This window comes from Microlunatus endophyticus, from assembly GCF_014646195.1.
Lineage (GTDB): Bacteria > Actinomycetota > Actinomycetes > Propionibacteriales > Propionibacteriaceae > Microlunatus > Microlunatus endophyticus.
Genome location: NZ_BMMZ01000003.1, coordinates 203,776 through 228,916, shown reverse-complemented (window position 1 = coordinate 228,916; position 25,141 = coordinate 203,776). Strand labels below are relative to the sequence as shown.

At 67.1% G+C, this 25,141-nt stretch carries 24 protein-coding genes and 1 pseudogene; 11 read left to right on the top strand and 14 right to left on the bottom strand.

From position 1 onward, the window contains the following. Positions 1–2 precede the first annotated feature (2 nt). The 4 genes from IEY07_RS07915 to IEY07_RS07900 form a co-directional block, all read right to left on the bottom strand. A complete protein-coding gene (locus IEY07_RS07915; RefSeq protein WP_188894652.1) occupies positions 3–893 on the bottom strand; it encodes a sugar phosphate isomerase/epimerase family protein in 891 nt (296 codons plus the stop codon). 16 nt (positions 894–909) lie between these two features. Then, entirely contained in the window at positions 910–2,004 is a 1,095-nt protein-coding gene (locus IEY07_RS07910) for a Gfo/Idh/MocA family protein (RefSeq protein WP_188894651.1), read from the bottom strand. Between the two features lie 13 nt (positions 2,005–2,017). Then, the gene (locus IEY07_RS07905; protein WP_188894650.1) at positions 2,018–2,839 is read right to left on the bottom strand and encodes an HpcH/HpaI aldolase family protein; all 822 of its coding nucleotides are present in this window, start codon (positions 2,837–2,839) and stop codon (positions 2,018–2,020) included. Positions 2,840–2,924: 85 nt separating this feature from the next. After that, entirely contained in the window at positions 2,925–3,896 is a 972-nt protein-coding gene (locus IEY07_RS07900) for an NAD(P)-dependent oxidoreductase (protein ID WP_188894649.1), read from the bottom strand. A 76-nt stretch (positions 3,897–3,972) separates the two neighbouring features. Between IEY07_RS07900 and IEY07_RS07895 the strand changes: the two genes are divergently transcribed. Next, positions 3,973–4,818, top strand: coding sequence for a PHP domain-containing protein (locus tag IEY07_RS07895; RefSeq protein WP_188894854.1), 846 nt, complete (start codon positions 3,973–3,975; stop codon positions 4,816–4,818). A gap of 329 nt (positions 4,819–5,147) precedes the next feature. Here the strand turns inward: IEY07_RS07895 and IEY07_RS07890 are convergent, their stop codons facing one another. Next, positions 5,148–6,227 carry a saccharopine dehydrogenase NADP-binding domain-containing protein gene (locus tag IEY07_RS07890; RefSeq protein ID WP_188894648.1) on the bottom strand — a complete coding sequence of 360 codons (1,080 nt, stop codon included), beginning with the start codon at positions 6,225–6,227 and terminating at the stop codon, positions 5,148–5,150. 85 nt (positions 6,228–6,312) lie between these two features. Here IEY07_RS07890 and IEY07_RS07885 point away from each other — a divergent pair, with 85 nt between their 5' ends. Together IEY07_RS07885 and IEY07_RS07880 are read left to right on the top strand one after the other, a co-directional pair. Continuing rightward, positions 6,313–6,885 (top strand): TetR family transcriptional regulator, encoded by a 573-nt coding sequence (locus IEY07_RS07885; protein ID WP_188894647.1) that lies wholly within the window; start codon positions 6,313–6,315, stop codon positions 6,883–6,885. 126 nt (positions 6,886–7,011) lie between these two features. Next, a complete protein-coding gene (locus IEY07_RS07880; protein WP_188894646.1) occupies positions 7,012–8,136 on the top strand; it encodes a GTPase family protein in 1,125 nt (374 codons plus the stop codon). A 17-nt stretch (positions 8,137–8,153) separates the two neighbouring features. Here IEY07_RS07880 and IEY07_RS07875 read toward each other — a convergent pair whose 3' ends face one another. After that, positions 8,154–9,026 (bottom strand): ABC transporter substrate-binding protein, encoded by an 873-nt coding sequence (locus IEY07_RS07875; protein WP_229669834.1) that lies wholly within the window; start codon positions 9,024–9,026, stop codon positions 8,154–8,156. Between the two features lie 117 nt (positions 9,027–9,143). Here IEY07_RS07875 and IEY07_RS07870 point away from each other — a divergent pair, with 117 nt between their 5' ends. Together IEY07_RS07870 and IEY07_RS07865 are read left to right on the top strand one after the other, a co-directional pair. Further along, positions 9,144–9,689, top strand: coding sequence for a type III secretion system chaperone family protein (locus IEY07_RS07870; protein ID WP_444543318.1), 546 nt, complete (start codon positions 9,144–9,146; stop codon positions 9,687–9,689). A gap of 79 nt (positions 9,690–9,768) precedes the next feature. Then, on the top strand, positions 9,769–11,190 hold the full coding sequence (locus IEY07_RS07865; RefSeq protein ID WP_188894645.1) for an MFS transporter: 1,422 nt from the start codon (positions 9,769–9,771) through the stop codon (positions 11,188–11,190). A 60-nt stretch (positions 11,191–11,250) separates the two neighbouring features. Here the strand turns inward: IEY07_RS07865 and IEY07_RS07860 are convergent, their stop codons facing one another. Further along, the gene (locus IEY07_RS07860; protein ID WP_188894644.1) at positions 11,251–11,733 is read right to left on the bottom strand and encodes a PPOX class F420-dependent oxidoreductase; all 483 of its coding nucleotides are present in this window, start codon (positions 11,731–11,733) and stop codon (positions 11,251–11,253) included. Positions 11,734–12,008: 275 nt separating this feature from the next. On the opposite strand from IEY07_RS07860, the gene IEY07_RS07855 reads away from it, so the two are divergent. Next, positions 12,009–13,490 (top strand): polyadenylate binding domain-containing protein, encoded by a 1,482-nt coding sequence (locus IEY07_RS07855; RefSeq protein ID WP_188894643.1) that lies wholly within the window; start codon positions 12,009–12,011, stop codon positions 13,488–13,490. Positions 13,491–13,520: 30 nt separating this feature from the next. On the opposite strand, the gene IEY07_RS07850 is transcribed toward IEY07_RS07855, so the two are convergent. Continuing rightward, a complete protein-coding gene (locus IEY07_RS07850) occupies positions 13,521–14,297 on the bottom strand; it encodes an SDR family NAD(P)-dependent oxidoreductase (RefSeq protein ID WP_188894642.1) in 777 nt (258 codons plus the stop codon). 90 nt (positions 14,298–14,387) lie between these two features. Between IEY07_RS07850 and IEY07_RS07845 the strand changes: the two genes are divergently transcribed. Then, positions 14,388–15,137, top strand: a complete 750-nt coding sequence (locus IEY07_RS07845) for a phosphoglyceromutase (protein WP_188894641.1) — start codon at positions 14,388–14,390, stop codon at positions 15,135–15,137. A 3-nt stretch (positions 15,138–15,140) separates the two neighbouring features. Here the strand turns inward: IEY07_RS07845 and pstB are convergent, their stop codons facing one another. The 5 genes from pstB to phoU form a co-directional block, all read right to left on the bottom strand. After that, positions 15,141–15,920, bottom strand: coding sequence for a phosphate ABC transporter ATP-binding protein PstB (gene pstB, locus IEY07_RS07840; protein ID WP_188894640.1), 780 nt, complete (start codon positions 15,918–15,920; stop codon positions 15,141–15,143). 60 nt (positions 15,921–15,980) lie between these two features. Then, positions 15,981–17,060: a phosphate ABC transporter permease PstA gene (gene pstA / locus IEY07_RS07835; protein WP_188894639.1), complete on the bottom strand. Its 1,080-nt coding sequence runs from the start codon at positions 17,058–17,060 to the stop codon at positions 15,981–15,983. Beyond that, a complete protein-coding gene (gene pstC / locus IEY07_RS07830) occupies positions 17,057–18,034 on the bottom strand; it encodes a phosphate ABC transporter permease subunit PstC (RefSeq protein WP_229669833.1) in 978 nt (325 codons plus the stop codon). The genes pstA and pstC overlap by 4 nt, the downstream gene beginning before the upstream one ends. 84 nt (positions 18,035–18,118) lie before the next feature. Next, positions 18,119–19,249, bottom strand: coding sequence for a phosphate ABC transporter substrate-binding protein PstS (gene pstS, locus IEY07_RS07825; protein ID WP_229669832.1), 1,131 nt, complete (start codon positions 19,247–19,249; stop codon positions 18,119–18,121). Positions 19,250–19,548: 299 nt separating this feature from the next. Continuing rightward, positions 19,549–20,262, bottom strand: a complete 714-nt coding sequence (phoU, locus tag IEY07_RS07820; RefSeq protein ID WP_188894638.1) for a phosphate signaling complex protein PhoU — start codon at positions 20,260–20,262, stop codon at positions 19,549–19,551. 340 nt (positions 20,263–20,602) lie between these two features. Between phoU and IEY07_RS07815 the strand changes: the two are divergent. Together IEY07_RS07815 and IEY07_RS07810 are read left to right on the top strand one after the other, a co-directional pair. After that, positions 20,603–21,727: pseudogene (locus IEY07_RS07815) on the top strand (sensor histidine kinase); the annotation flags it as partial. Between the two features lie 257 nt (positions 21,728–21,984). Continuing rightward, the gene (locus tag IEY07_RS07810) at positions 21,985–22,662 is read left to right on the top strand and encodes a response regulator (protein ID WP_188894636.1); all 678 of its coding nucleotides are present in this window, start codon (positions 21,985–21,987) and stop codon (positions 22,660–22,662) included. Between the two features lie 82 nt (positions 22,663–22,744). On the opposite strand, the gene IEY07_RS07805 is transcribed toward IEY07_RS07810, so the two are convergent. Further along, a complete protein-coding gene (locus IEY07_RS07805; RefSeq protein ID WP_188894635.1) occupies positions 22,745–23,314 on the bottom strand; it encodes an NADPH-dependent FMN reductase in 570 nt (189 codons plus the stop codon). Positions 23,315–23,469: 155 nt separating this feature from the next. On the opposite strand from IEY07_RS07805, the gene IEY07_RS07800 reads away from it, so the two are divergent. Together IEY07_RS07800 and IEY07_RS07795 are read left to right on the top strand one after the other, a co-directional pair. Beyond that, the gene (locus tag IEY07_RS07800) at positions 23,470–24,069 is read left to right on the top strand and encodes a MarR family winged helix-turn-helix transcriptional regulator (protein ID WP_188894634.1); all 600 of its coding nucleotides are present in this window, start codon (positions 23,470–23,472) and stop codon (positions 24,067–24,069) included. Between the two features lie 46 nt (positions 24,070–24,115). Continuing rightward, the gene (locus tag IEY07_RS07795) at positions 24,116–25,105 is read left to right on the top strand and encodes a ribose-phosphate diphosphokinase (RefSeq protein WP_188894633.1); all 990 of its coding nucleotides are present in this window, start codon (positions 24,116–24,118) and stop codon (positions 25,103–25,105) included. Positions 25,106–25,141: the final 36 nt, after the last annotated feature.

The following is a 25,141-nucleotide window of genomic DNA, read 5'->3' as shown; positions in this document are numbered from 1 at the left end:
CCTCAGATCCCCAGCTTGCGCAGGTTCGCGCGGCTGACCTTCGCGCTCTCCGCCGCGCTGGGCAGCTGGGTGACGTCGGTCTCGACGATCAGCCAGCCGTCGAAATCGTGCTGGTCCAGGACCTGGAACAGGCCGCCGAAGTCGACCGAGCCGTTGCCGACCTCGGTCCAGATCGCGTTCTCCTCGAAGGTCGCGTAATCCCAGCCCTCGGCTGCGCCGCGGGCCTGGACGGCAGCATCGACATCCTTCAGGTGCATCGTCTTGATCCGGTCGCCGTGCCGCCGGGCGAATTCGACCACGTCGATGCCGGCCCAAGCCAGGTGGCCGGTGTCGGCGCCGATGAACAGCACCTCAGGGTCGGTCGCAGCCAGCAGTTTCTCGAATTCGTCCTCGCGCTCGATGAAGGTCCCGCCGTGGTTGTGGTAGCAGGCCTTGACGCCGAATTCGAGCATCGCCTCACCGACCAGCTGCGCGGTCTCGGCGAACACGGCGAACTGCTCCTCGGTGAGCGAGTCCTCCGGTCCGCTGTGGGCGACCACCTTGCTGCGAGTGGTGCCGCTGCGGGTCGGTTCGTTGAAGCCGCCGGCTGCCACGTAGATCTCGGTCAGCCCGAGGGCCTGTGATGCCCGGGCGTACTCGCGCGCGGTGGCCAGCTGCTCATCCCGCTTGCTGAGATCCCAGTAGTCGCCCCACAGGTAGCCGGGCGCCGGCTGGAGTCCGTGCCTGTCGAAGATCTCCCGGGTCTCTTCGGCAGTTCGCTTCGGGCCGCCGAACGGCGCTCCCACATATCCGGCACCGGCGATGTCTGCCAGCACCTCGTCCTCGGTCACCCTCGGCGCCAGATGGTGGTGCCAGGTGATCTGTCCACAGCCGAGTTTGACGTTCATGGTCATCTTGCTGATGCTCCGATCAGACTTTCGGGTCGAGTTGTCGGCGCTCTGCGTCGGACAAGGGTTCTGGTTGCTGGACGGTGCTGGTCAGGGTCACGCTCTGCCCCGACTCGGCCGCCTTGATCAGGCTCTCGATCACGTCCACCACGTGACAGGCGAGTTGTCCTGAGGCGCGCGGCGTCCGGCCGACAGCGATGGCGGCGGCCATCTCCGCGACGCCGAGCCCGCGCCGGTTGTAGAGCCAGTCGGCGGGCTGCCGGCTGCCGGGGATCTCCTGCCACTGTTCGGCCGGGTCCTCGTGCAGCCGTAGGAAGGCCGGATCGCCGAAGTTGTTCGGATTGGCGAACCGGACCACGCCGGACTGGGTGTAGACGTCGAGCACCGGGACCTCGTGCCGGAACGACGAGCCCCAGTTCAGGGTCAACGACGCCGTCAGGCCCGACTCGAAGTGCAGGACGCCGGAGACTCCGACCGTCAGCACCGGCTGACCGGGCTCGGTCGGTGCATTCTCCAGATAGCCGGACACCTCGGTGACCGGCCCGAACAGTGTCGCCAGGGCGCTGACATAGTACGGCGCCATGTCGAAGATCGCGGTGTAGTCGCTGAAATAGCGGGTGCTCAGCGCCTGGCTGCGCAACATCGCCGCGACCGCCGTCAGGGGCCGGCCCAGGGAGCCGTGCTCGAGGGTCCGGCGAGCCGCCTGGAACGCCGTGCCGAGCAGGGTGTCCGGTGCCCCGGCGATCACCAGGCCCTTGCTGTCCGCCAGCGCCAGCAAGTCCTGGGCCTCGGTGACGGATTTGGCCAGTGACTTCTCGGAGTAGACGTGTTTACCCGCCTCGAGGATGTTGCGGGTGACCGGCACGTGGAAGGCGATCGGGGTCAGGTTGACCACGATCTCGATGCTCGGATCGGCCAGCAGTTCGTCGACCCCGACGGCCGGCACGCCGAACTCCTCGGAGACGTTGGCCGCGACGGCGGTGTCGACGTCGCTGACGGCCGCGACCTCAAGGCCCGGCAGTCTCAGCAGATTGGGCAGATATTGGTGGCTGACCGCTCCGGCGCCGGCCAGTCCGATCCGGGTCGGTGACCCGTCTGTTCCCGTGTTGCCTGTCATGCTCGTTGCCTCCTCAGGCATATCCGGCGCTCGTCGGGCCGGGCGTCGCAGGTTCTTCGTCGATGTCCGGCTTTGCCCGCAGCGGGTGGCCCGCGGCGGCCTTCAGCGCCTGGGTCGCGGCAGCGCGCATCAGGCCGGCATCGGAGGCCAGGGTGCACATCCGATAGCCGAGCTCCCACCAGCGGGTGACGGTTTCCACACTGTCGCAGTGGATTCCGGCGACCACGTCATGCTGTTGGCAGCCTTCGAGGATCCTGGTGATCAACTCTTCGTGCTGCGGGTCCTTGACGTCCAGGGCCGGCGGGATGCCGTGCGCCAGCGCGAGATCCATCGGACCGACGTAGACGGCGTCGACGCCCGGGACGCTGAGGATCTCGTCGAGGTTGTCCACCCCGTCCTTGGTCTCGATCATGACGATCACCAGTGTGCTGGCGTTGGCCGATTTCGAGTTGTAGGCCGGCAGTCCGAAGGAGGCGCGGATCGGGCCCCAGCTCCTGGTCCCCAGCGGGGGATACTTGACCGTCTCCACCACCTGGCGGGCATCGTCGGCGTTGTTGATCATGGGAACGATGACGCCTTGGGCGCCGGCGTCCAGCGCCTTCATCACATTCTCCGGTGTGTTCCACGGGACCCGGACCAGCGTCGGTGTGCCGGTAATGCTCAACGCCTGCAGCATCACCGCCATCTGGTCGTAGCCGATCAGTCCGTGCTGGGTGTCGATACACACCCAGTCGAAGCCGGAGCGCCCCATCAGCTCGGCGCTGAAGGCGCTCGGGATCGAGCACCAGCCCCCGACCGTCGGTTGTCCGGTGTCCAGTAGTTCTCGCAGCGTCATCGGCGCTCCTCGTTCGTGGTCGGTCGTTGTCAGATGATCATGGCTTCAAGATCACGCTCGCCGGCGATGATCACTGCGGCTGCGATCAGTGCAGCTGCGGCAGCAGTGCGGAATTGACGACGTGATGGGGTGGCAGATCCTTCAGGAGCACCCGCTGCAGGTTGTCCGCGACCAACTCCAGCAGCCGGGTCCGGGACTCCCGGGTGTCGCCGGCGATATGCGGGGTCAGGAAGACGTTGTCCAGGCCGCGCAGCGGTGAGTCGGCGGCCAGCGGCTCCACCTCGTACACATCAAGGGCGGCGCCGCCGATGGAGCCGGCCGTCAGGGCGTCGACGAGGGCCGACTCGTCGACGAGCGGGCCGCGGCTGGCGTTGATGATCAGGGCCTCGGGACGGGTCCGGCCCAGGGTCTCGGCATTGATCAGGTGCCGGGTCTGGTCGGTCAACGGTGCGTGGATGGTGATCAACTCGGCCTGTTGGAGCAGGGTCTCCAGCGGCACTTGCTCGACGCCGGGGATCGGGTCGGTCGCGACCGGGTCGTAGCCGATCACCGTCGAGCCGAAACCGGCGAACCTGCGGGCGACGGCCTTGCCGATATTGCCCAGGCCCACGATCCCGACTGTCAGTGCCGAAAGCTCGCGGGAACGTTCGAAGGCCCGGTCGTAGTGGCCGGCGTGCATGGAATGATCGCGTCGGGAGCCGTTGCGGGCCAGGTTGAGCGCCGCCATCAGCACCCAGTCGGCCACGGCGTCGGCGTTGTAGCCGCCGGCGTTGGCGACCGGGATGCCGAGGGCCGCGGCAGCGGATGCGTCGATCGAGTCGTAGCCGACGGCAGGCTGCTGGATCAGCCGGCAACCGGCGGCTCCGGACAGGGTGTCACGGTCGAGCCGATGCTTGGCCCGGACGTCGCCGATGATCACATCGGCACCGACCACTGCATCGCGTACGGCCTGGGGTGCGGGCGGGTCGGGCACCAGGCGGACGTCGATCCCTTCCGTGCCCGCCAGGACTTTGACCTGGTCGGACGTGTACGGACTCAGACAGGTGACTACGGTCATCTTCGACCTTCGACTCGGATTGGTGGACCACCGGCGTACGAGCAATTCGATCATAGCGATGGGAGATGATGTGATCATGACCCTCCCCGCCGATGCGCACGTACACAGCGAATGGTCCTGGGACACCGGTGGCCCGGACTCCGATGCCGCGGGCACCATGAGGCGTACCTGTGAACGGGCGGTGCGGATCGGGCTGCCCGCGGTGATCTTCACCGAGCACCTGGACTTCGACGGCTGGCTGATCGACCGGGAGGACGTGCCGCCCGAGCAGGCGAAACTGATCGAGGACGGCCGGCTGGTGCCGACTCCGCTGGACGTCGACGGCTATCTGGAGTCGATCGAGCGGTGCAGGCATGACTTTCCCGAGCTGCGGATCCTGACCGGAGCCGAATACGGCCAGCCCCACCTCTTCGATGATCAAGCCCGGGCCCTGCTCGACCTCGGCTCGCTGGGGCGGGTGAACGGGTCGCTGCACACCTTGGAGATCGATGGTCAGCGCGCGGAGCCGTTCACCCTGTTCCGGCGCTGGCCGGCCGAGAAGGTGATCACCGAATACCTGGCCGAAGTGCCGCGGATGATCGCCGGCTCGGACAGCTTCGCCTGTTTCACCCACATCGACTACGCCGTACGCTACTGGCCGACCGAGACCGAGGGCCCCTTCGATCCCACCCGTTTCGAGGAGCAGTTCCGGACCGCGATGCGGGCGATCGCCGCGGGCGGCCGGGCACTGGAGATGAACACCCGACGGCTGTGGTCGTGGGTCCCGCAGTGGTGGGCCGAGGAGGGCGGCCGGGCGATCTCGTTCGGCAGTGACGATCATGCCACCGCGGCGCTCGCCGCCGGCCTGCCGGAGGCGGCGATCATGGCCGAGCACTTCGGCTTCCGTCCCGGACGGCGACCTGAGGACTTCTGGAACCGGTAGATCGGCGTCTTCGGTCGCCCTCAGCTGACCGCGTTGCCTGTCGGCCATTGGCCTGCGGCTGAAGCCGCTGGTTTTGTGACCGAGGATGACCTCGCCCGGGGCGACACGCCGGGATGGCCTGATCGTCGGCCACAGAATCAGCGAACCCCGAGTCTGAGACGTTGCCCCGTAGAGATCCGCTCTGCGGTTCAGCATCTTCAGGCGGGTTGGGTGGGCGACGGGGTTCGATGCTTCTGCATGCGGATCGGGGCCACTCCGACGAGGTTCCCCGGTTCGTTGGTGCTGACGGTCAGAACGTCGTGATACGGATTCTCTGGTTCGATGACGGGTCAGTCCACGCTCAGCTCGGCCCCGGCCGCCTCGGCCAGCTCCGCTCCGAACAGACCGCCGGGGGTGAACGCTCCCGGCCGGCCTTCGCCGCGGGCCAGCCGCGACGCCACCTCGGCGGTGACGGCAGCGGTGAAGTCCATCGCGTCGCCGGCCCGTAGCCAGGCCGTACGCTCCCGGCCGGCGGTTGTCCGCACCCGGGCGCGGGCCCAGGTGGACGTACGCTCCGCCTCGGAGTCCAGCGATCCCTCCATCGCTGCCATCCGCCGGACCAGCGTCGACCGGATCCAGCCGATCCGGGCCAGTACGCCGATTGCGGTCAGTGCGACCCGGACCGGCAGGCCGGTCGGCAGCAGACTCGTCGCGGCGAGCACGTTCGGAGCACCGCTGGCGCGCTGCGCGGCGATCAACTCACCCGTCGGCGCGGAGCCGGTGCGGATCGTCGTCCCGTCCGGCGTGGTGATCGTCTCCACCCGGCTGCCGATCCCGGCACGGACCAGGCGGCCGCCGGCATAGCGCAGCCCGCCGGCGGTCAGGCCGCCGATGATGCTGCCCGCCAAGGCCTCGCCCATCCGTCCCGGTTCGGGCGCGACCAGCGGCATCGCGTCGCCACGCACGGTGTCGATGTCCTCGAGGCCGGCGCAGGCTTTCAGGACCGCCGCCTCGACTCCGAGGACGCCGAATCCGGTGGCGGTCACGAGGCTGCGGCCGGCGGTGACCGCGTCGTCGTGGCGGGCGAAGACGGCGTTCATCGCCAGGATCTCGTTGGTGATGTCGAGATAGTGGCTGCCGGGCAGGCAGGCGTCGATGATCGGCATCGCCGTCTCGGCGAACGGCCCGATGGTGTTGATCACCACCGATGGCTGTTCCCGGGCGATCAGCTCCGCGGTGGCCGTCAGTGATCCGGCCTGGAGCACGCGTGCGGCGCCGCCGATGACCGACGCGGCGCCGGCCAGCCGCTCGGGGTTGCGGCCAACCAGCACGACATCGAGGCCGGATGCAGCCGCTCGCGGCCCGACCAGCAGTGGGGCAACGGCCCGGCCGACACGACCGGTCGCACCGAGGATCCAGATTTCCGGCATGACGACTCCTCCGAGTGATGACACCTAGTGACATGACGAGTGTAGCCAGATATGGCACCTAGTGTCATCACCTAGACTCGACGCCATGGTCCGCTGGGAACCCGGGGCGAGCGATCGGCTCCAGGAGGCTGCACTCGAACTCTTCGAGGAACGCGGCTACGACGCGACGACGGTGGCCGACATCGCCGAACGCGCCGGACTTACCAAACGCACCTTCTTCCGCTACTTCGCCGACAAGCGTGAGGTGTTGTTCGCCGATCCAGGACCGCTCTACAGCTATGCGACCAGTGCTGTCGCGGAGGCGGATCCGACGCTCACGCCGGTCGAGGCGATGAACGCCGCACTGGCCGAGATCGGCGAGCAGTTGGCCCGGATCGCCGACCAACCGAACCGGCGGCGAGCCGTGATCGCGGCCAGTCCGGAGTTGCGAGAGCGCGAACAGCACAAGATGGCCGACCTGACCCAAGCGGTGATCACCGGGCTGGAGCAGCGGGGGCTTGGGGCCACCGAGGCGGATCTGGTGGCGCGGCTCGGCCTGGCGGTCTTCGCGTCCGCATGGAACCGGTGGGTGGAGCAGGGCGGAGCGGAGTCGTACGCGGCGATCTTCGGCGGCCTGCTGGACACCGTCCGTACGCTGCCTGGCCTGGTCGGTCGTTAGTCCGGTCAGGGTCGGTTCCGGGGCCGGCCAGGGCCGGGGGCGGCATCGTCGGCGGTTGCGTGCGACCGGGGTCCGTACGCTTGAATCGGATGGCCGGATCTTCCGGCCCGATCGGACAGGGACAACATGCCGTCAGCATCCGACTGGTTCTCGACAGAGTTCCGGACGCAGTTCGACAAGCAGGACGCGGCGATCGGGCGCTTCAACCTGGCGATCTTCGGCAAGACCGGTGTCGGCAAGTCGACCTTGATCAACGCGATCTTCGGCGAGGAGGTCGCCGAGACCGGGATCGGCGCCCCGGTGACCAAGGGCAGCAAGATCTACATCGACCGGATTGGCCATCTCGGCATCGTCGACAGTGCCGGACTCGAGGTCGGCAAGGACGACCGGGAGATCCTGTCCGAGCTGGACAAGGCGATGAAGCAGATGCGCCGGCAGCCGCTCGGTGATCAGATCCACCTGGCCTGGTACTGCGTGCGCGGCATGGACCGGCGCTTCGAGGAGGCCGAGGCCGACTTCATCCGGCGACTCGACAAGCTCGGGCTGCCGGTACTGCTGGTGCTGACCCAGGTGCCGATGATCAACGGGCAGTACCACCCCGACGCGATCGCGCTCGCCGAGCACATCCGCTCCCTCGGGCTGCCGATCGTCGGTGATCGGCCGTTCGTCACGCTGGCCAAGGACGATCCGTTCACCGGTGCTCGCGCACACGGTCTGCTGGAGGTTCTCGATGCCTCCTTTCGCGTTGCTCCGGAGGGGGTCCGGCTTGCCCTCACCACAGCCCAGACGATCGACTCCAAGCGCAAGGCGGTGGCGGCGCAGCGGGACATAGTCCTGGCGGCGGGCAGCGCCGCAACCGCCGCCGCGGTGCCGATCCCGTTCTCCGATGCGGCCATGCTGGTGCCGATTCAGCTGGGTCTGATGGCCCGGATCGCGCACATCTACAAGATCAAGGTCGAGCGGGCGGCGTTGATGGCGATCGCCACCACGACCGCCGCGACCCAGGGCGGCCGGGCGGCCTTCACCGGACTGCTCAAACTGGTGCCGGGAGCCGGCACCGTCGCCGGCGGCGTGATCGGTGCCGCGGTCGCGTCGTCCTTCACCTTCGCCCTCGGCCAGGCGTGGCTGGTGGTCTGCCAGCAGATGTCGGCGGGGGCGTTCCTCACCGGCAACGGGCAGGTCGACACCAACGCCGTACGCGATGCCTTCCTCAAGGAATTCCGCAAGCGGATGGCTCCGATCCGCAAATGATCAAGGACCGGTGATGATCAGTTCTTGAGCAGCGGGACGTCCGGCGGATTCAGCCATTTGCCTTGCAGGGAGGCGATCGCGCCGTTGTCGTGCAGTGTCGCCAGCGTTTGGTTGATGCAGCCCGTCAGCTTGCTGCCGTGATCGAGTACGAGCCCGAACTGCTCGGGGTTGCCGTCGGCGGTCGGCAACCGACCGACCATCAGCCCGCCGTCCACCTCGCCCGACACCATCTCGGCCGCGGTAGGCAGGTCGACGACCAGACCGTCGATCTTCTTCTGCTCCAAGGCCTTCACGCCGGCGTCGTTGGTGGCCAGCACGGTCGGCGGGACGTCGGGCTTGATCACGTTGTTGATCGCATCCAGGCTGGTGCTGTCGGCTTGGGCGCCGAGTTTCCCGCCGCGCAGTTCGGCAATGCTGGTGTCGCCGGCCAGCTTGTCGCCCTCGATCGTGATCACCGCCTGGTAGCCGGTGTAGTAGGGATCGGACAGGTCGACGTTCTGCCGCCTGGCGGAAGTGATCGTGACCTGGTTGATGTCGACGTCGAAGGTCTTCTCGCCTGGAGCGATCGCCGCGTTGAAGCCGACGTCGACCCAGTCGACCTCGTCGTCGGTGAATCCGAGATCCTTGGCGATGGCGTAGATCAGCGCCGACTCGTAGCCCTGCCCGTTGTTGGGGTTGTCGGACTTGAACCACGGGGGATAGGCCGGGCTGTCGGTGCCGACGGTGAACCGGCCGGGATTCTTCAGCGGCAGCCGCTTGACCGTGCAGTCCTTCCCCGACGGCGCCGGGCTGGCCTGCAGGCCACCGCTGGGTTGCTGCCCACAGCCGGCGAGGGCGACCGCCACCACGATGGCGCACCCGGTGATGATCTTGGTCCTGATGCCCGACACTGGGAAACCATAAACGCCGTCGGCCGGTGATGGGTGGAACAACGCGCCTGGGACCAGTCCGCGGACCGGTAGCGTTAAGGATCGGGCGCTCGATCGGGCGCAGGACGGGAGTGGACTGTGCCTGACGAGTCGACCGTGGATCCCGCGGAGCAGGCGATCAGGTCCGCACTGGAGGAGTTGGGGCAGCAGGATCTGGGGCTCAGCTGGCAGCGGACCGGTCCGGGCCTGTTCTCGGTGACGCTGCCGGGCACCCGCAAACTCAGCACCGACTGCGCCCTGCAGCTGGGCCGCCACGATCTCGACCTGCGCGCGTTCGTGGCCCGCAATCCCGACGAGAATCACCTGCGGGTCTACCGGTGGCTGCTGGAGCGCAATCTCCGGCTCTACGGGATCCGGTTCAGCGTCGACTCGCTGGGCGACATCTACCTGACCGCTCGGATCTCCCGTGCCGCGGTCACGGTCGAGGAGATCGATCGGCTGCTTGGTGCGGTCGCCGATGCCGCGGATTCGTCCTTCAACACGATCCTGGAGTTGGGCTTCGCCGAAAGTATTCGCAAAGAATGGGCCTGGCGGCTGTCCCGGGGCGAATCGACGGCGAATCTTGATGCATTCACGCACCTTGCCCCACCTGCGGCCCCGATCAGACGTCCGCCATCGACTTGACCTGCAGACCCAAGAGCCGTTTGATACCTCCTAGCCGGGGGAATCTGCTTGTGAAACATGACGAGTTCGAAGAGGAATCGTGGACCAGTCCCAGCTGAGAGATCTGTCCGACCAGGCGACCATGCGGTTGCAGAACATGCCGGGAACGGCATCCAGCCGCCGCGGTGGCTGGATGATGATCTCCACGATCCTGATCGAGGCCTGGGATCTGTACGCGATCTCGTTCCTGTTGATCTTCATCAAGGCGGAGTTCAGCCCGACCGACGTCCAGCTCGGCCTGGCCACCGCCGCCGTCCAGGGCGGCGCGCTGGTCGGCGCGTTGATCGGCGGCTACGTCGCCGACCAGTTCGGCCGCAAGCGCGTCTTCATCACGACGATGATCTTGTTCATCCTGCTCGCGATCGCCCAGGGCTTCTCCCAGAACATCTGGGAGTTGATCATCATCCGGTTCCTGATCGGCGTCCCGCTCGGCAGTGACATCTCCAACGGCTACGCCTACATCATGGAGTCGATGCCCAAGGGCAAGCGCGAGGAGATGGGCAGCCGCTGGCAGGCCATGTTCGGCCTCGGCGAGGTGGGCGCGATCGTGATCGTGACCATCATGTACGTGGCCGGGCTCGATCACGAACTGCTGTGGCGGATCGGCCTCGGACTGGGCGCCATCCCGGCGATCATCCTGCTGCTGTCCCGGCTGAATCTGCCGGAGACTCCGTCGTCGCTGGTACAGCGCGGCCGGTTCCGTGAGGCCAAGGCGTCCTCCCAGGCGCTCTTCGGCGACTCGCTGGACATGTTGCCCAATGAGGACGTGCAGATCGACCGGGTCAAGGTCAGCGACTTCCTGTCGGTGATGTGGGCCGATCCGATCAAGAAGCGGGCCACCATCTTCGGCTGGATCTCCAATGCCATGCAGGGCGCGGAATTCACCGCCTTCGGTTTCTACCTGCCGGTGATCCTGGTCGCCGCGGGCGTCGGGGTCACGGGCAGCGGCGCGGACCAGAACATCGTCGGCACCAACCTGGTCACCGCGCTGGTCTACGTGCTGGCGACCATCGCCGGCTTCGTGGCGCCGATGATGCTGCCCCGGGTCGGCCACCGTGGCCTGTCCATGTGGGGATTCGGGCTGTCCTTCGGCGGTCTGATCGTCGGTGCGTTCGCCCTCGGCATGGACATCAAGCCACTGATCGTGATCGCCGCCTGCGTGCTGATGTGGGGCCACTACTGGGACGCCTCGAACGGAATGACGATCACGTCCCTGGTGGCGCCGCCGCGCTTCAAGGCGACGGCCTCCGGCTTCGGCTACGTCTTCGTCAAGGGCGCCTCGTTCTTCGGCGCCTTCGTCTTCCCGATCATGACCGCCCACTGGGGATCGGTCGGGGCGACGTTGGCCGTCTCGGTGCTCTCGCTGACCGGTTTCCTGTCGGCGAAGTTCATCCTGCCCGAGGTGTACGGCTACGTGGAGCAGGAGACCGCGGCGCTGGAGGAGCGGGTCGAACCGGCCTGACCGAGTCGTGCGTTGAGCTTGTCGAAGCGCGGCCCCTCGACAAGCTCAGGGATCGTGGCGTCAGCCGGCGGCGTCCAGTCGGGCCGCCACGTCGGCCGGGAAACCGCCGGTGGCGATCGGACCCCAGCGGGTCGGGGTGATCCTGATCAAGGACTTGTTCTGCAGTCGCATCGCCGTCCGGTACTCGTCCCAGTCCGGATGCTCCCCGGAGATACAGCGGAAATACTCGACCAGTCCCTCGACCGCCTCCGGCATGTGCAGCACCTCGGCGTCGCCGTCCACCTGGATCCAGGGGCCGCCGAAGTCGTCGGAGAGCACCAGCACCGAGACCTGCGGCCGGACGTCGGCATTGCGGGTCTTGGCCCGGCCCGGGTAGCTGGAGATCACGATCCGGCCCTGCGGGTCGACGCCGCCGGTGACCGGCGAGATCTGCGGACGCCCGTCGGCGCGCTCGGTCGCCAGCAGCAAGTGGTGGCGGGGAAGGACGAAATCCAGCATCTCGTCCCGGTCGATCGTGGTGGTGGTGGCGACAGTACGAGGCATGTTCCGAGACTAGTTCAGCGACGCTGCGGCCGGGTCAGAGCGGTCGGAGACCGGGCAGGATCCCTGGGCGGGATATCCGGGCAGGATTTCCGGACGGGATTCCGGGCAGGGAGCGGAACCGTACCGGGTGCGTACGCGTCCCAGCCCGTGTCGATGGTGATCGAACGCCGACGGCGCAGGACAGTCCGCGCATTCAGCTATTGAACCCTTTATCCGCTAGCTTTCATCGCGGTGATCCCGGTCGGGGTCATCGAACATACCCCAGGAGCACATTCGTGAGCAGCAATTACCCGCCTGGAGGCGACGGGTCGGATCCGCGCAATTCCCAGGGATTCGGTGAGCAGGCACCCAATCAGCCGGGATTCGGATACGGTCAACAGCCCGGCTACGGGCAGAATCCTGCTGGTGGCGATGCTCCGCAGTACGGCGCACCGCAGCAGCCGGGCCAGCAGCCCAACTACGGTGCCCCCGGCAGCCAGCCCTCGGCCGGTCAGCCGGGCTACGGCCAGCAGCCGGCCAGCCAGCCGTCACCCTACGGTGCACCGGGCCAGCAGCCCGCCCAGCCGGCATACGGGCAACCCGGCCAACCGGCCGGTCAGCCGAGCGGTCAGGGCTCGCCGTATGGCGCGCCCGGCCAGCCGGGCGGACAACCCGGTTACGGCCAGCCGGGCCAGCCGCCGGCGTACGGGCAGCCCGGTTACACCCCCGGCGGTTTCGGCCCGACCGGTCCCGGCAACGGCGGCGGGCGCAGCAAGCTCCCCTTCATCATCGGTGGCGGTGGACTCGCCCTGGTGGTGGTCGTCGTCCTGATCATCGTCGCGGTCGTGCACGCTTCCCACAACGGGACGACCGCCAGCGGACCGGACAACTCCTCGCCGACGGCCAAGGCGGAGAATGCCTCGGACGCGGTCAAGGGCTACCTTGACGCGCTCTCCACCGGCGACGCCAAGAAGGCTCTGAGCTACCTGTCCGAGCAGCCGTCGGACACCTCGCTGATGACCGATGACATCCTCAAGGTCTCCACCAAGGAGGCGCCGATCACCGCGATCAAGGTCCCGCAGGTCACCGACAAGTACGCCTACGAGGTCAGTGCCTCCTACAACCTGGGCGACCGGCCGGTCAACGCCAAGTTCGAGGTTGACGACTCCAGCGGCCACTACCTGCTCAGCGATGCCTACGCCACGGTCGATCTGAGTGTGGGCACCAAGGGCCTGCCGCTGACCATCAACGGCACCAAGGTCGCGGCCGACAAGATCTACCTGCTGCCCGGCTCGTACGATCTGGAGACCACCGAGAAGTACATCTCTCTCGGCTCGAGCGGGAAGTTCCTGGTCCAGCAGCCCAACGACTACCCCGACATCGAGCCCAAGCCGGTGCTGAATTCGGCCGGACAGGCGATCTTCAAGAAGAAGGTGACCGAGGCGATCGATGCGTGCGTCAGGTCGACCAAGCTGACGGCCGGTTGTGGTCTGGACGTGCCGGCCACCGTCGACGGCTACAAGATCAAGGACGGCAGCGTGCACCGCACGCTGGACGCCGACACCAAGGCGAAGGTCAAGAGCCTGAAGGGAACGCTGGACTACAGCTCGACGACGGTGGCCGAGGACGAGGACTTCTACGGTGACGTCAACATCACCGTGACCGGGGTCAAGGGCGGCAAGACCTACAAGAATCTCGACTACTTCGGTGGCGGCGAATCCTTCGGCACTCCCAAGATCGACATGTCCAGCTCGGCCCTCACGGTCGAGTGGGAGTGATCTTCGTCAAGACCGACTGAACCTGCGGGCTCAGGCTTCTCGATGCACCTTGTGCTGGGCGGCCTGGGCCCGCGGTCGTACGGTGATCCGGTCGATGTTGACGTGCTCCGGCCGGGTCGCGATCCAGCCGATCACGTCGGCGATGTCGTCGGCCACCAGCGGCGCCGCGACACCGGCATAGACCGTGTCAGCCCGCTCCTGATCACCATGGAACCGGGTCAGGGAGAATTCCTCGGTGTGCACCATGCCGGGGGCGACCTCGCTGACCCGGACCGGTTGGTCGACGATCTCCAGACGCAGCGACTGGACGATCGATCGTTCGGCCGCCTTGGCCGCGCAGTAGCCTGCCCCACCCTCGTAGCCACCGTCGGCGGCGGTCGAGGTCACGAAGATCACCTGGCCCTGGTTCGTGATCAAGGTCGGTAGGAATGCCTTGGTCACGGCGGCCGCGCCCAGCACGTTGGCCGCGTACATCGTCTGCCACGCGTCGAGATCGGCCTCGACGACGGGCTCCATGCCGAGTGCGCCGCCGGCGTTGTTGATCACCAGCGTGACGTCCTCGCCGGCCTCGGCGACCAGCCGCTCGACTGCCTGAGGATCGGTCACGTCACAAGAGACCGCCCGACCGCCGATCCCGGCGGCCAATTCCTCGATCCGGTCGGTTCGGCGGGCCGCGCAGACCACCGAGAATCCTTCTGCGGCCAGTCGGCGGGCGGTCGCCGCACCGATGCCGCTGCTTGCTCCGGTGACCACGGCAGTGCCGTTGGAGGTCCCGGTCGGGGTCTGGCTCGGGCTCTGGGATGTCATGGAGCGCATTCTGCACGATCGCCCACGAAGCTGAAAGGCGCCTGGCCGCCCGGCTCCGGACCCGGCCCGCGGCGTCGGTAGGCTATCGCCATGACGTTCAAGTTGATCTTGCTGCGGCACGGTGAAAGTGCATGGAACGCGAAGAATCTCTTCACCGGCTGGGTGGATGTCGACCTCAACGACAAGGGGCGTGAGGAGGCGCGCCGCGGCGGTGAGTTGCTGGCGGCCGAGGGGTTGCTTCCTGATGTCCTGCACACCTCGCTGTTGACCAGGGCCATCCATACCGCCCAGATCGCCCTGGACGTCCTGGAGCGGCCCTGGCTGCCGGTCCGCCGGTCCTGGCGGCTCAACGAACGTCACTACGGCGCCCTGCAGGGCAAGGACAAGGCTGCGACGCTGGCCGAATTCGGTGAGGAGCAATTCATGATCTGGCGGCGGTCGTACGACACCCCGCCTCCGGCGATCTCCCCGGACGACGAATTCGCCAACTTCTCCGATCCGCGCTACGCGTCGCTGCCACCCGGGGCGCGGCCGGCGACCGAATGCCTGAAGGACGTCCTGGTCCGGGCGCTGCCGTACTGGTACGACCAGATCGTGCCCGACCTGCTGGCCGACAAGGTTGTCCTGGTTGCCGCGCACGGCAATTCGCTGCGAGCACTGGTCAAGCACCTGGACAAGATCAGTGACAGCGATGTGGTCGGCCTCAACATCCCGACCGGCATCCCGCTGCTCTACGAGCTGGACGAGGACCTCACGCCGGTCACCGCGGGCGGCCGCTACCTGGATCCCGAGGCCGCGGCGGCCTCGATCGAGGCGGTCAAGAACCAGGGCCGGAAGTAGCGGTCAGCCGAAGCGGCCGGAGATGTAGGCCTCGGTCTCCGGCAGGCTCGGTTTGGTGAACATCTGCTCGGTGGCGTCGAATTCGACCAGATGGCCGGGTTCGCCGGCCGCCTTCAGGTTGAAGAAGCCGGTCTCGTCGGACACCCGCGCGGCCTGCTGCATGTTGTGGGTCACGATGACGATCGTGTAGTCCTTCTTCAGCTCGTGGATCAGGTCCTCGATCGCCGAGGTCGAGATCGGGTCGAGTGCCGAACACGGCTCGTCCATCAGCAACACCTCCGGTGACACCGCGATCGCACGGGCGATGCACAGCCGTTGCTGCTGCCCGCCGGACAGGCCCATCCCGGGTTTGCCGAGCCGGTCCTTGACCTCGTTCCACAGATTCGCCCCGCTGAGCGAGCGTTCGACGATGGTGTCGGCCTCGGAGCGGGAGAGCCGCCGCGAATTGAGCCGGGCCCCAGCCAGCACGTTGTCGTAGATCGACATCGTCGGGAACGGGTTGGGTCGCTGGAAGACCATCCCGATCTTGCGCCGGACGGCGACTGGGTCGACCGCCGAGGCGTAGATGTCCTGGCCGCCGATGGTCACGGTGCCGCGGACCTTGGCGCCGGGAATGACCTCGTGCATCCGGTTGAGCGTCCGCAGGAAGGTCGACTTCCCGCATCCGGACGGACCGATGAAAGCCGTCACCGACCGCGGCCGGATCGCCATCGACACGCCCTGGACGGCGAGGAAGTCGCCGTAGTAGATGTCGAGATCGCTGACCTCGATTGCCTGTGCCATACCTGCTGTTTCCTTGTCCGGCTGATCTTGGTGATCTTGGTGGTCTTGTGTCGTGCGTCGCTAGCCACTGATCTTCGGCGCGAAGATGCTGCCGATGATGCGGGCGATGATGTTGAGCACCATCACGATGGCGATCAGCAGGAGTGCGCCGCCCCAGGCGAATGCGTAGCCCTGCGGGGTGCTGGTCTCGTACTCGGTCATGATGAAGACCGGCAGGGTCTGGATCCGGCCGCTGAAGAGATTGGTCTGGATGACGTCGATGCTGCCGATCGCGACCAGCAGCGGTGCGGTCTCGCCGATCACCCGGCTGATCGCCAACATGACGCCGGTGACGATGCCGCCGATGCTGGTCGGCAGCACGACCTTGACGATGGTCCGCCAGCGCGAGACCCCCAGGGCGTAGGCCGCCTCCCGGAGATCGTCGGGCACCAGGCGGATCATCTCCTCGGTGGACCGGACGACCGTCGGGATCATCAGCAGCGACAGCGCGACCGAGCCCATCACGCCCATCCGGGTGCCGATCCCGCCGAACTGGGCGAACAGCGCCAGGGCGAAGAGACCGGCGACGATCGACGGTATGCCGGTCATCACGTCCACCAGCAGGGTGACCATCCTTGGCAGCTGCTTGCCCCGGCCGTATTCCACGAGGTAGATCGCGCACATCAGACCGAGGGGCACCGAGATCACGATCGCGCCGAATGTGACCAGCAGGGTCCCGATCAGCGCGTGCAGGACTCCGCCGCCAGACTCCATCTTGAAGGTCACCGGGTTGAGCTTGGTCTGCATGTCGTGGGTCAGGAAGTGCACCGTGATCGCCGGGATGCCCGAGACCAACGTGGTTACGAGCAGCCAGACCAACGGTGCCATCGCGCACAGCAGGGCGGTCCACACCAGGCATGTGACCAGTCGGTCGGTGGCAGCGCGTCGGTTGACCACGACAGCGGTCCAGACCGGCAGCGCGATGTCGACGGCGATCACGCCGAGGATGATCGACGCCACCGGGCCGAGACCGACCGCGGTCAGCAGACCGGCCAGTACCAGACCGCCGACGATCACGATCAGTGGTGCGCTGCGGGGCATCGTCCGTCCGCTGAACATCAAGTCGCCCCGGGCGTTGGATGTCGTGCCGACCGCGGTCATGCGAATCTTCTCTCACTACGGGCGACGATCGCCCGGGCGACGAAGTTGACCAGGAACGTGAAGACGAACAACACCAGGCCGGTGGCGATCAGCACCGTCTGGATCCGGACGTCCTCGGCCTGGTAGTTCGCGGCGATGTTGGATGCGATGGTGGCCGGGTTGTCGCTGGTCAACAGCTTGAAGGTGACCTGCGGGCTGGCGCTGAGCACCATCGCAACCGCCATCGTCTCGCCGAGTGCGCGTCCCAGACCCAGCATCATGCCGGCGACCATGCCGGAGCGGGCGTGCGGGAAGACGGCGTACCTGATCATCTCCCAGCGGGTCGCTCCCAGGCCCAGCGCCGCCTCCTCCAGCAGTTTGGGGGTGCGTTGGAAGACCTCGCGGCAGATCGCGGTACTGATCGGCAGCACCATGATCGCCAGCACGATGGCCGCGATCAGCATGGTCCGGCCGGTGGCCGAGATCTGGCCACCGAACAGCGGGATCCAGCCGAGATGGGCGTTGAGCCAGGTCTGCAGGCCGTGGCTGGCCGGAGCCAGCGTCCGGGCTCCCCACAGGCCGTAGATCACCGAGGGGACTGCGGCCAGGATGTCGATCACGTACGCCACCGGTACGGCGATCCTGCGGGGTGCGTAGTGGGAGATGAACAAGGCCAGCCCGATGGCGAAGGGCACGGCGATGATCATCGCCAGCAGCGACGACAGCGCGGTGCCGAAGAGCAGTTTGGCGGCGTAGGAGAAGAAGTTGTTCGCGGCCGGCTGGTAGACCTCGGGATCGGCGTGGAAGCCACGTGCTCCCTGGGAGATGAGGAAGATGAAGACCGCCGCCAGGGCGATCAGGATGGTCAGTCCGGCCGCCAGGGCGGTCGACGAGAAGATCCGGTCGCCGATGGCGCGGCGCCGTCGGCTCGACGCAACGAACGGGTCGGATCCGGGTTCCTCAACGATGGGAGGACGCTCCCTGGTGACGCTCACAGCTGGGCTCCTGATCACATGTTCTCAATGTGCCGGAAGCGGCGGGTCCCTGAGCGACCCGCCGCTTCGACCAATTGTCGGCGATCAGCCCATCTGGTCGATAATCGCCTGCTCCTTGGCGGCGACTGTCGACGGGAGCGGGGCCGAGTAGGCGTTGGCGGCAGCGGCCTTCTGGCCGTTCTCGGAGATGATGTAGGTGAGCCAAGCCTTGACGATAGCAGTGGTCGACGGGTCGCTGTAGGACTGGCAGGCGATCTCGTTGGAGGCCATGAAGATCGGATACTCCGACGGATCGGTGGTGGTCCGGTTCAGGTCGTAGGTGAGGATCGAAGCCGGAGTTCCGCTGATCTGCTTGGAGGACTCGAGGGCTGCTGCGGCGCCTGCGGCGGTCGGCGCCACGAACTTCGAGCCGACCTTGATCTTGGCGACGCTGAGCTTGGTCCCGTGCACACCCGAGTCGTCGATGTAGGCGATGGTGCCGTTGCCGCCCTGAGCGGCGCCGACGACGCCCGAGGTGCCCTCGGCGGACTCACCCTTGGTGGTGGGCCAGTCGGTGTTGGCCGGCTTCGTCCACGACTTCGGAGCTGCTTTGGACAGGTAGTCGGTGAAGTTGAAGGTGGTGCCCGAGCTGTCCGAACGGTGCACCGGCGAGATCGCGGTGGACGGCAGATTGACCCCCGGATTCAACTGGGTGATCGCCGGATCGTTCCACTTGGTGATCTTGCCGGCGAAGATCTTGGCGACGGTGTTGGCATCCAGGTTGAGCGAGGTGACACCCTCCAGGTGGAAGGCGACGGCGATCGGCGAGATGTAGACCGGGAACTCGATCGGGTCGCCACCGCATTGCGACTTGGCCTGGGCCACGGTGGCATCGTCCATCGCCGAATCAGAGCCGGCGAACTTGTACGCGCCGCTGACGAAATTCTTCTGACCGTCACCGGATCCGACCGGGTCGTAGGTGATGGTCACGCCACCGTTGGTCTGGCTGAAGCCGGCCCGCCAAACCTGCTGGGCGACCTGCTGGGCCGACGAACCGCCGGCGGCGATCTTGCCGCTCAGCTCGGCGGCGGGACTGCTGGCTGCGGGGCTGGAGGCCGAGTCCGCCGGCGCCGAACCGCTCGGCGAAGCCCCGCCCGACGCGTCGTTTCCGCCACATGCCGCGAGCCCGACGGTCGCGGCGAAGAGCGCCGGAATGATGATTCGCTTGAACTTCAAGGGACACCTCAATTGTCTTCGGTCTGCGGGACCGTTGGACATGGCGCTGGGTGCGCGCACGGCCCGCAGGTTGACGTTTCTGCGGGGAACCGTAGGTCGGCGACATGGCGGATCGGGATGGGTCAGGTTAACGGCAGTTGAATGCGGGAAGGTCTCGCGATGAGCATTGCGCGCCGTCGAGATGGTCGGCAGGTGAACGAGGTCTGTCGCCGGGCATGCCTCGATCCCGAGACGCCGAAGTCGTACGGCTCCGGCTGCGTCTCCCGGGAGCCGCAGATCCCGGCCCGGTGGCTATCTGCTCAGTGAGTGGCCGGCGTGACCGGCCAGCTGTGGCCGGCCGGCTCCCGGTCGGCCTGGGCCCAGACATCCTCGTCGGGATATTCGCCGGTCACGACGAACACGACCCGGCGGGCCAAGGAGACCGCGTGATCAGCGATCCGCTCGAAGTAGCGACCGAGCAGGGCGACGTCGACGGCCGCCTCCACCCCGTACGGCCAATCGGTGCCCAGCAGCGTACGGAATTGTGATCGGCGCAGATCGTCCATCTCCTGGTCCTGCTCCAGCAGGTCCCGCGCCAGAGCGACATCGCGCTCCTTCAGCGCCTGGCCGGCGATGGTGACGATCTTCTGGGCGACCTCGCCCATCCGGACGAAATTCGCTCGCAGGCCGTCCGGCACCGCGCTCTCCGGATAGCGCATCCGGGCGATCTTGGCGATATGGGCAGCGAGATCGCCGGTGCGCTCCAACTCGGAGACCATTCGCAGGGTCGCCACCATCATCCGCAGTTCACCGGCGACGGGAGCTTGCAGTGCCAGCAGCGAGAATGCGTGATCCTCGACTCCCGAGCATGCGGCATCGATCTGGCTGTCGCCGCTGATCACGCCTTCGGCGAGATGGATATCGGCGTCGAGCAGTGCCCGGGTCGCGTTGCGCACCGAGACCGACACGGCACCGGCAACCCCGACGAGGTCCCCGAGCACCTCATTGAGTTCCTCCTGATAGGAGTCCCGCATGAACCGCCTCATCCCTGCCGCGCGCGAGTCTCACGCGCTCATCCGCACCTGACATCATCGACCTGATATCGACCCGACGACAACCCGACAACGACCCGACGAAACTCTTCGCGCACGCGTAACGGGTTGCGATGAGCCGCTACCGACCGGTCGATATCCGCATTACCCGGACGCTGCAGCCCCACACGTCCGGTGCACCGCAGTTTAGGCCCGGCCCGTACCACCCCCGTCGCACCTCATGAACGGCGCGTAAACAGTTCCGGAACCCTGGATTTCGATCCCGGTCGGGGAGGAGTTCGGCGTCCCGGGGACCTATGGATATCGGTTTAGTATCGAGCGTGTGAACGCGGGAGCTGTCGGCTTGGCGCTGGTCGCCGGCCTGCTGGTCGGCAGCCTCGTCGTCTGGCTGCTCACCCGCCGGCGGGTCCATGACTCTGAGGCCGACGATCCCGACCAGGTCGCTGAGCGGGTGCCCGCCGGAGTCTCGGACGTGCTGTCGGCGTTGAGTTCCTCGGCCGTTCTGGTCGGGTCGGACGGAGCGATCCTTGAGTCAACGCCGCAGGCCCGGGCTCTCGGCCTGGTGCGCGGCAGCCGGCTGCTGGCGCCGCCGCTGGTGAAGATGGTCCGCGATGTCCGCGAGGACGGCGAGATCCGCAGCGCGGAGTTGGAGTTCAAGCGCGGCGGGACCGGCAGTGTCGAGGTCGTGATCAGTGCTCGGGTGGCGCCGCTGGGGGACGGCCTGGTCGTGATCGTCGCCGAGGACCTCACGGCGGCGCGTCGGGTGGAGGCGACCCGGCGCGATTTCGTGGCCAATGTCAGCCACGAGCTCAAGACGCCGATCGGTGCGGTTGCGTTGCTCGCCGAGGCGCTGGAGGGCGCGGCCGACGACCCGCAGGCCGTGCACCGGTTCGCAGCCCGGCTGTCGGTGGAGTCCCAGCGGCTCAGCGATCTGGTCCAGCAGATCATCGATCTCTCCCGGCTGCAGGCCGACGACCCGCTGGCCAATACCGAACCGGTCGACATCGACGACGTCGTCCAGACCGCGATCGACCGCTGCCGCGTCGACGCGGAGCGACGCGACATCGCAGTGACCGTCGGTGGCGAGCGCGGGTGCAAGGTAGCCGGCAGTCGCGACCAACTGATCGTCGCGGTGGGCAATCTGGTCGAGAACGCGATCATCTATTCCGACACCGGCGCCCGGGTGGCGGTCGCCGCGTCCCGGGTCAGCCGGGGCGGTGTCGAGGCGGTCGAGATCACCGTCTCCGACAACGGCATCGGCATCTCCCGTTCCGATCTGGAACGGATCTTCGAGCGCTTCTACCGCGTGGACTTCGGCCGCAGCCGGGCCAACGGCGGCACCGGGCTCGGCCTGGCGATCGTCAAGCACATCGCCGCCTCCCATGGCGGCGACGTCTCGGTCTGGAGCCAGCTCGGGCAGGGCTCGACCTTCACCATCAACCTGCCGGTCACGGCCGGTTCGGCCGCCGATCTCGACCCCGACCTCGGCCCTCACGCCGACCCTCAGACCGGCCGGGATCTCGATCCCGAGCTTGATCCGGGCCGCGATCTGGGCCGTGACCGCGAGCATGACCTTGACGTTGACCACAGCACCGGATCGACGACCGCGCAGACCGCGCCGGACCACTCGACCCGTGACTGCCGGGACCCCATCGATGCGGAGCCGGCCCACAGCCGTACAACACAACCCCAGGAGATCGTCAGATGACCCGTGTGCTGGTGATTGAGGACGAAGAGTCCTATCGCGAAGCCACGTCCTACATGCTCCGCAAGGAGGGCTTCGAGGTGGTCGAGGCCGCCGACGGCAGCCAGGGCCTTGCCGAATTCGACCGCGTGGGCGCCGACATCGTGCTGCTGGACCTGATGATGCCGGGACTGCCCGGCACTGAGGTGTGCCGACAGTTGCGGGCCAGGGCCGCGGTCCCGGTGATCATGGTCACCGCCCGCGATTCCGAGGTCGACAAGGTGGTCGGGCTCGAGCTCGGTGCCGATGACTACGTCACCAAGCCGTTCAGCCACCGCGAGCTGGTGGCCCGGATCCGGGCCGTCCTGCGGCGTGGCCAGGACGTCGAACTGTTGCCCGATGTGGTCGAGTCGGCGGGCGTACGGATGGACGTCGAGCGGCACGAGGTGTCGGTCAACGGCGAGCGCGTCAAGCTGGCGTTGAAGGAATTCGAACTGCTGGAGATGCTGCTGCGCAACGCCGGCCGGGTGATGACCCGGGGGCAGCTGATCGATCGGATCTGGGGTGCCGACTACGTCGGTGACACCAAGACCCTCGACGTACACGTCAAGCGGTTGCGGACCAAGATCGAACCCGATCCGGCCAATCCCCGGTTCCTGGTCACCGTACGAGGTCTCGGCTACAAGTTCGAAGGGTAGCCGGGAAACCTTCTGCACAAGAAAAAACTGCACCCCGATCCGTACGAAACGGGGTGCAGCTGCTTGATCGAGACGATCTTGCTCAGGCGGCGGCGCGGACCGGCTTCAGGGCAGCGGTCCAGGCCTCCAGCTGATCGAAGAGCACCTTGGCGGATTCCTCGTGCTGCGGGCCCGGCTTGAACTCGGAGAAGTTCTCGAAGTCGGTGAACAGCGAGAAGGACAGCTGCTGGCGTACGTGAGCGATCTGCAGCTCGGACGCGACGCCACGCAGGTGCTCGATGGCGCGGGCGCCACCCAGCGAGCCGTAGCTGACGAAGGCTGCGGCCTTGTTGTTCCACTCGGCGTAGAGGAAGTCGATCGCATTCTTCAGGACCGCCGAGGTGGAGTGGTTGTACTCCGGGGTCACGAAGATGAAGCCGTCGAAGCCGGCGATCTTCTCTGCCCAGGCTTTGGTGTGGTCGTTCTGGTACTGGCCGAACGACGGTGGGATCGCCTCGTCCAGATGCGGGAGCGGGTAGTCGGCGAGATCGACCAGCTCGTAGTCGGCGCCGGTGCGGGCGGAAGCCTTCTCCAGCACCCAGTCGGCGACGGCCTTGCCGTTGCGGCCCGGGCGAGTGCTGCCCAGGATGATGGCGATTTTCAGGTCACTCACGAGTGATTCCTTTCGAGCCCGGATCGGGCTGCGTACCAATGAACTTGAACCTTCAAGAGAAGCGTAGACTAGTTCACATGAACCTTCAAGTAAGGCCGGTTGCGGATCCTGATTCCCGCCGACAGGCCCAGCGACGAGGGCATAGGGTTGGCGTCATGTCCACCGAAGCCGACGCCCCGGCGGATGGCGCGACGGGGGTCGATGCGAGCGGGTCCGGCGAGCCGTCAGTCGCCGGCCCGCCGGCCGAGCCGAACTGGCTCAATGCCGAGGAGTTGCAGGTCTGGCGGGCCTTCACGCTGCTGATCGCGCGGCTGCCGACAGCCCTGGAGTCCCAGTTGCAACGCGACTCGGGACTCAGCTTCGTCGAGTACTACGTGCTCGCAGGTCTCTCCGACGCGCCGGAGCGGACCATGCGGATGAGCCAGCTGGCGATCTTCGCCTATGCGGAGCTGTCCCGGCTCTCCCATGTCATGACGCGGCTCGAGCGGCGCGGGCTGGTGCGCCGCGAGCCTGACCGGACCGATGGCCGCTACACCAATGCGATTCTCACCGACGAGGGGTACGCGTTGCTGGTCCGGGCCGCGCCCAGCCACGTCGCGGCCGCCCGAGAGCTGGTCGTCGATGCGCTCGACCGGGATCAGCTTCAGCAGCTCGGGGCGATCAGCGAGACCATCGTCGCGCGGATCGGCGCCCGGCTCGATCGCGAGACCGGCTGCAGGAGCGACTGCAGGAACGACCCTGCCGATCCCTGCTGAGCCGCGCGATGTGGGGCAGTCGATAGGGCGTCGATAGAGTGAGGGCGTGCTCAGTGACGGCGTCGACAGCGACCGTGCCCTCCGCGATATCACCGTGTTCACCGGTTCCGCGCATCCCGAATTCGCCCAGGAGATGTGCGACATCCTGGGCATCGAGTTGTCGCCGAGCCGGACCACCCGGTTCAGCAACGACTGCCTTCAGGTCCAGTTGAGGTCCAACTGCCGCCAGCGGGACGTCTTCATCGTCCAGCCGCTGGTGCCGCCGGTGCAGGAGCATCTGGTCGAGCTGTGCCTGATGCTGGATGCCGCCCGGGGCGCCTCGGCGGCCCACATCACCGCCGTGATCCCGCACTACGCGTACGCCCGATCCGACAAGAAGGACGCGCCGCGGATCTCGATCGGCGGCCGGCTGGTCGCCGACATGATCGCCACCGCCGGTGCCACCCGGGTGGTGACGATGGCGCTGCACGCGCCGCAGGTGCACGGCTTCTTCTCGATCCCGGTCGATCATCTGAACGCCGTGCACGAGTTGGCCGAGCACTTCAAGCAGCGCGACCTGACCAACACGGTGATCGTCTCGCCGGATCTCGGCAACGCCAAGGTCGCGACCCAGCTGGCGCGCAAGCTCGACCTGACGGTCGCCGCCGGGAACAAGCGGCGGCTGGCCGACGACAAGGTCGTGATCGAGAGCATCGTCGGCGACGTGCAGGACAAGAACGTGATCGTCTTCGACGACGAGATCGCGACCGCGGCCTCGACCGTTGAGCTGTTGCGGTTGGTGCGCAGCCAAGGGGCGCGGCGGATCTCGCTGGCCTGCACCCATGGACTGTTCACCGGCCCGGCGATCGAGCGGCTGGGGGCCGAGGCGGATATCGACGAGATCGTGATCACCAACACCGTGCCGCTGGCGCCGGAGAAGCGGCTGCCGAACATCTCGGTCCGCTCGGTCGCCCCGCTGTTCGCTGAGGCCGTACGGCGGATCACCTCGGGCCAATCGGTGAGCAGCCTGTTCAGCGACGAACCGACCTACGGCTGACGAAGCCGGGACCGGACGACTCGCGTCCGGACCCGG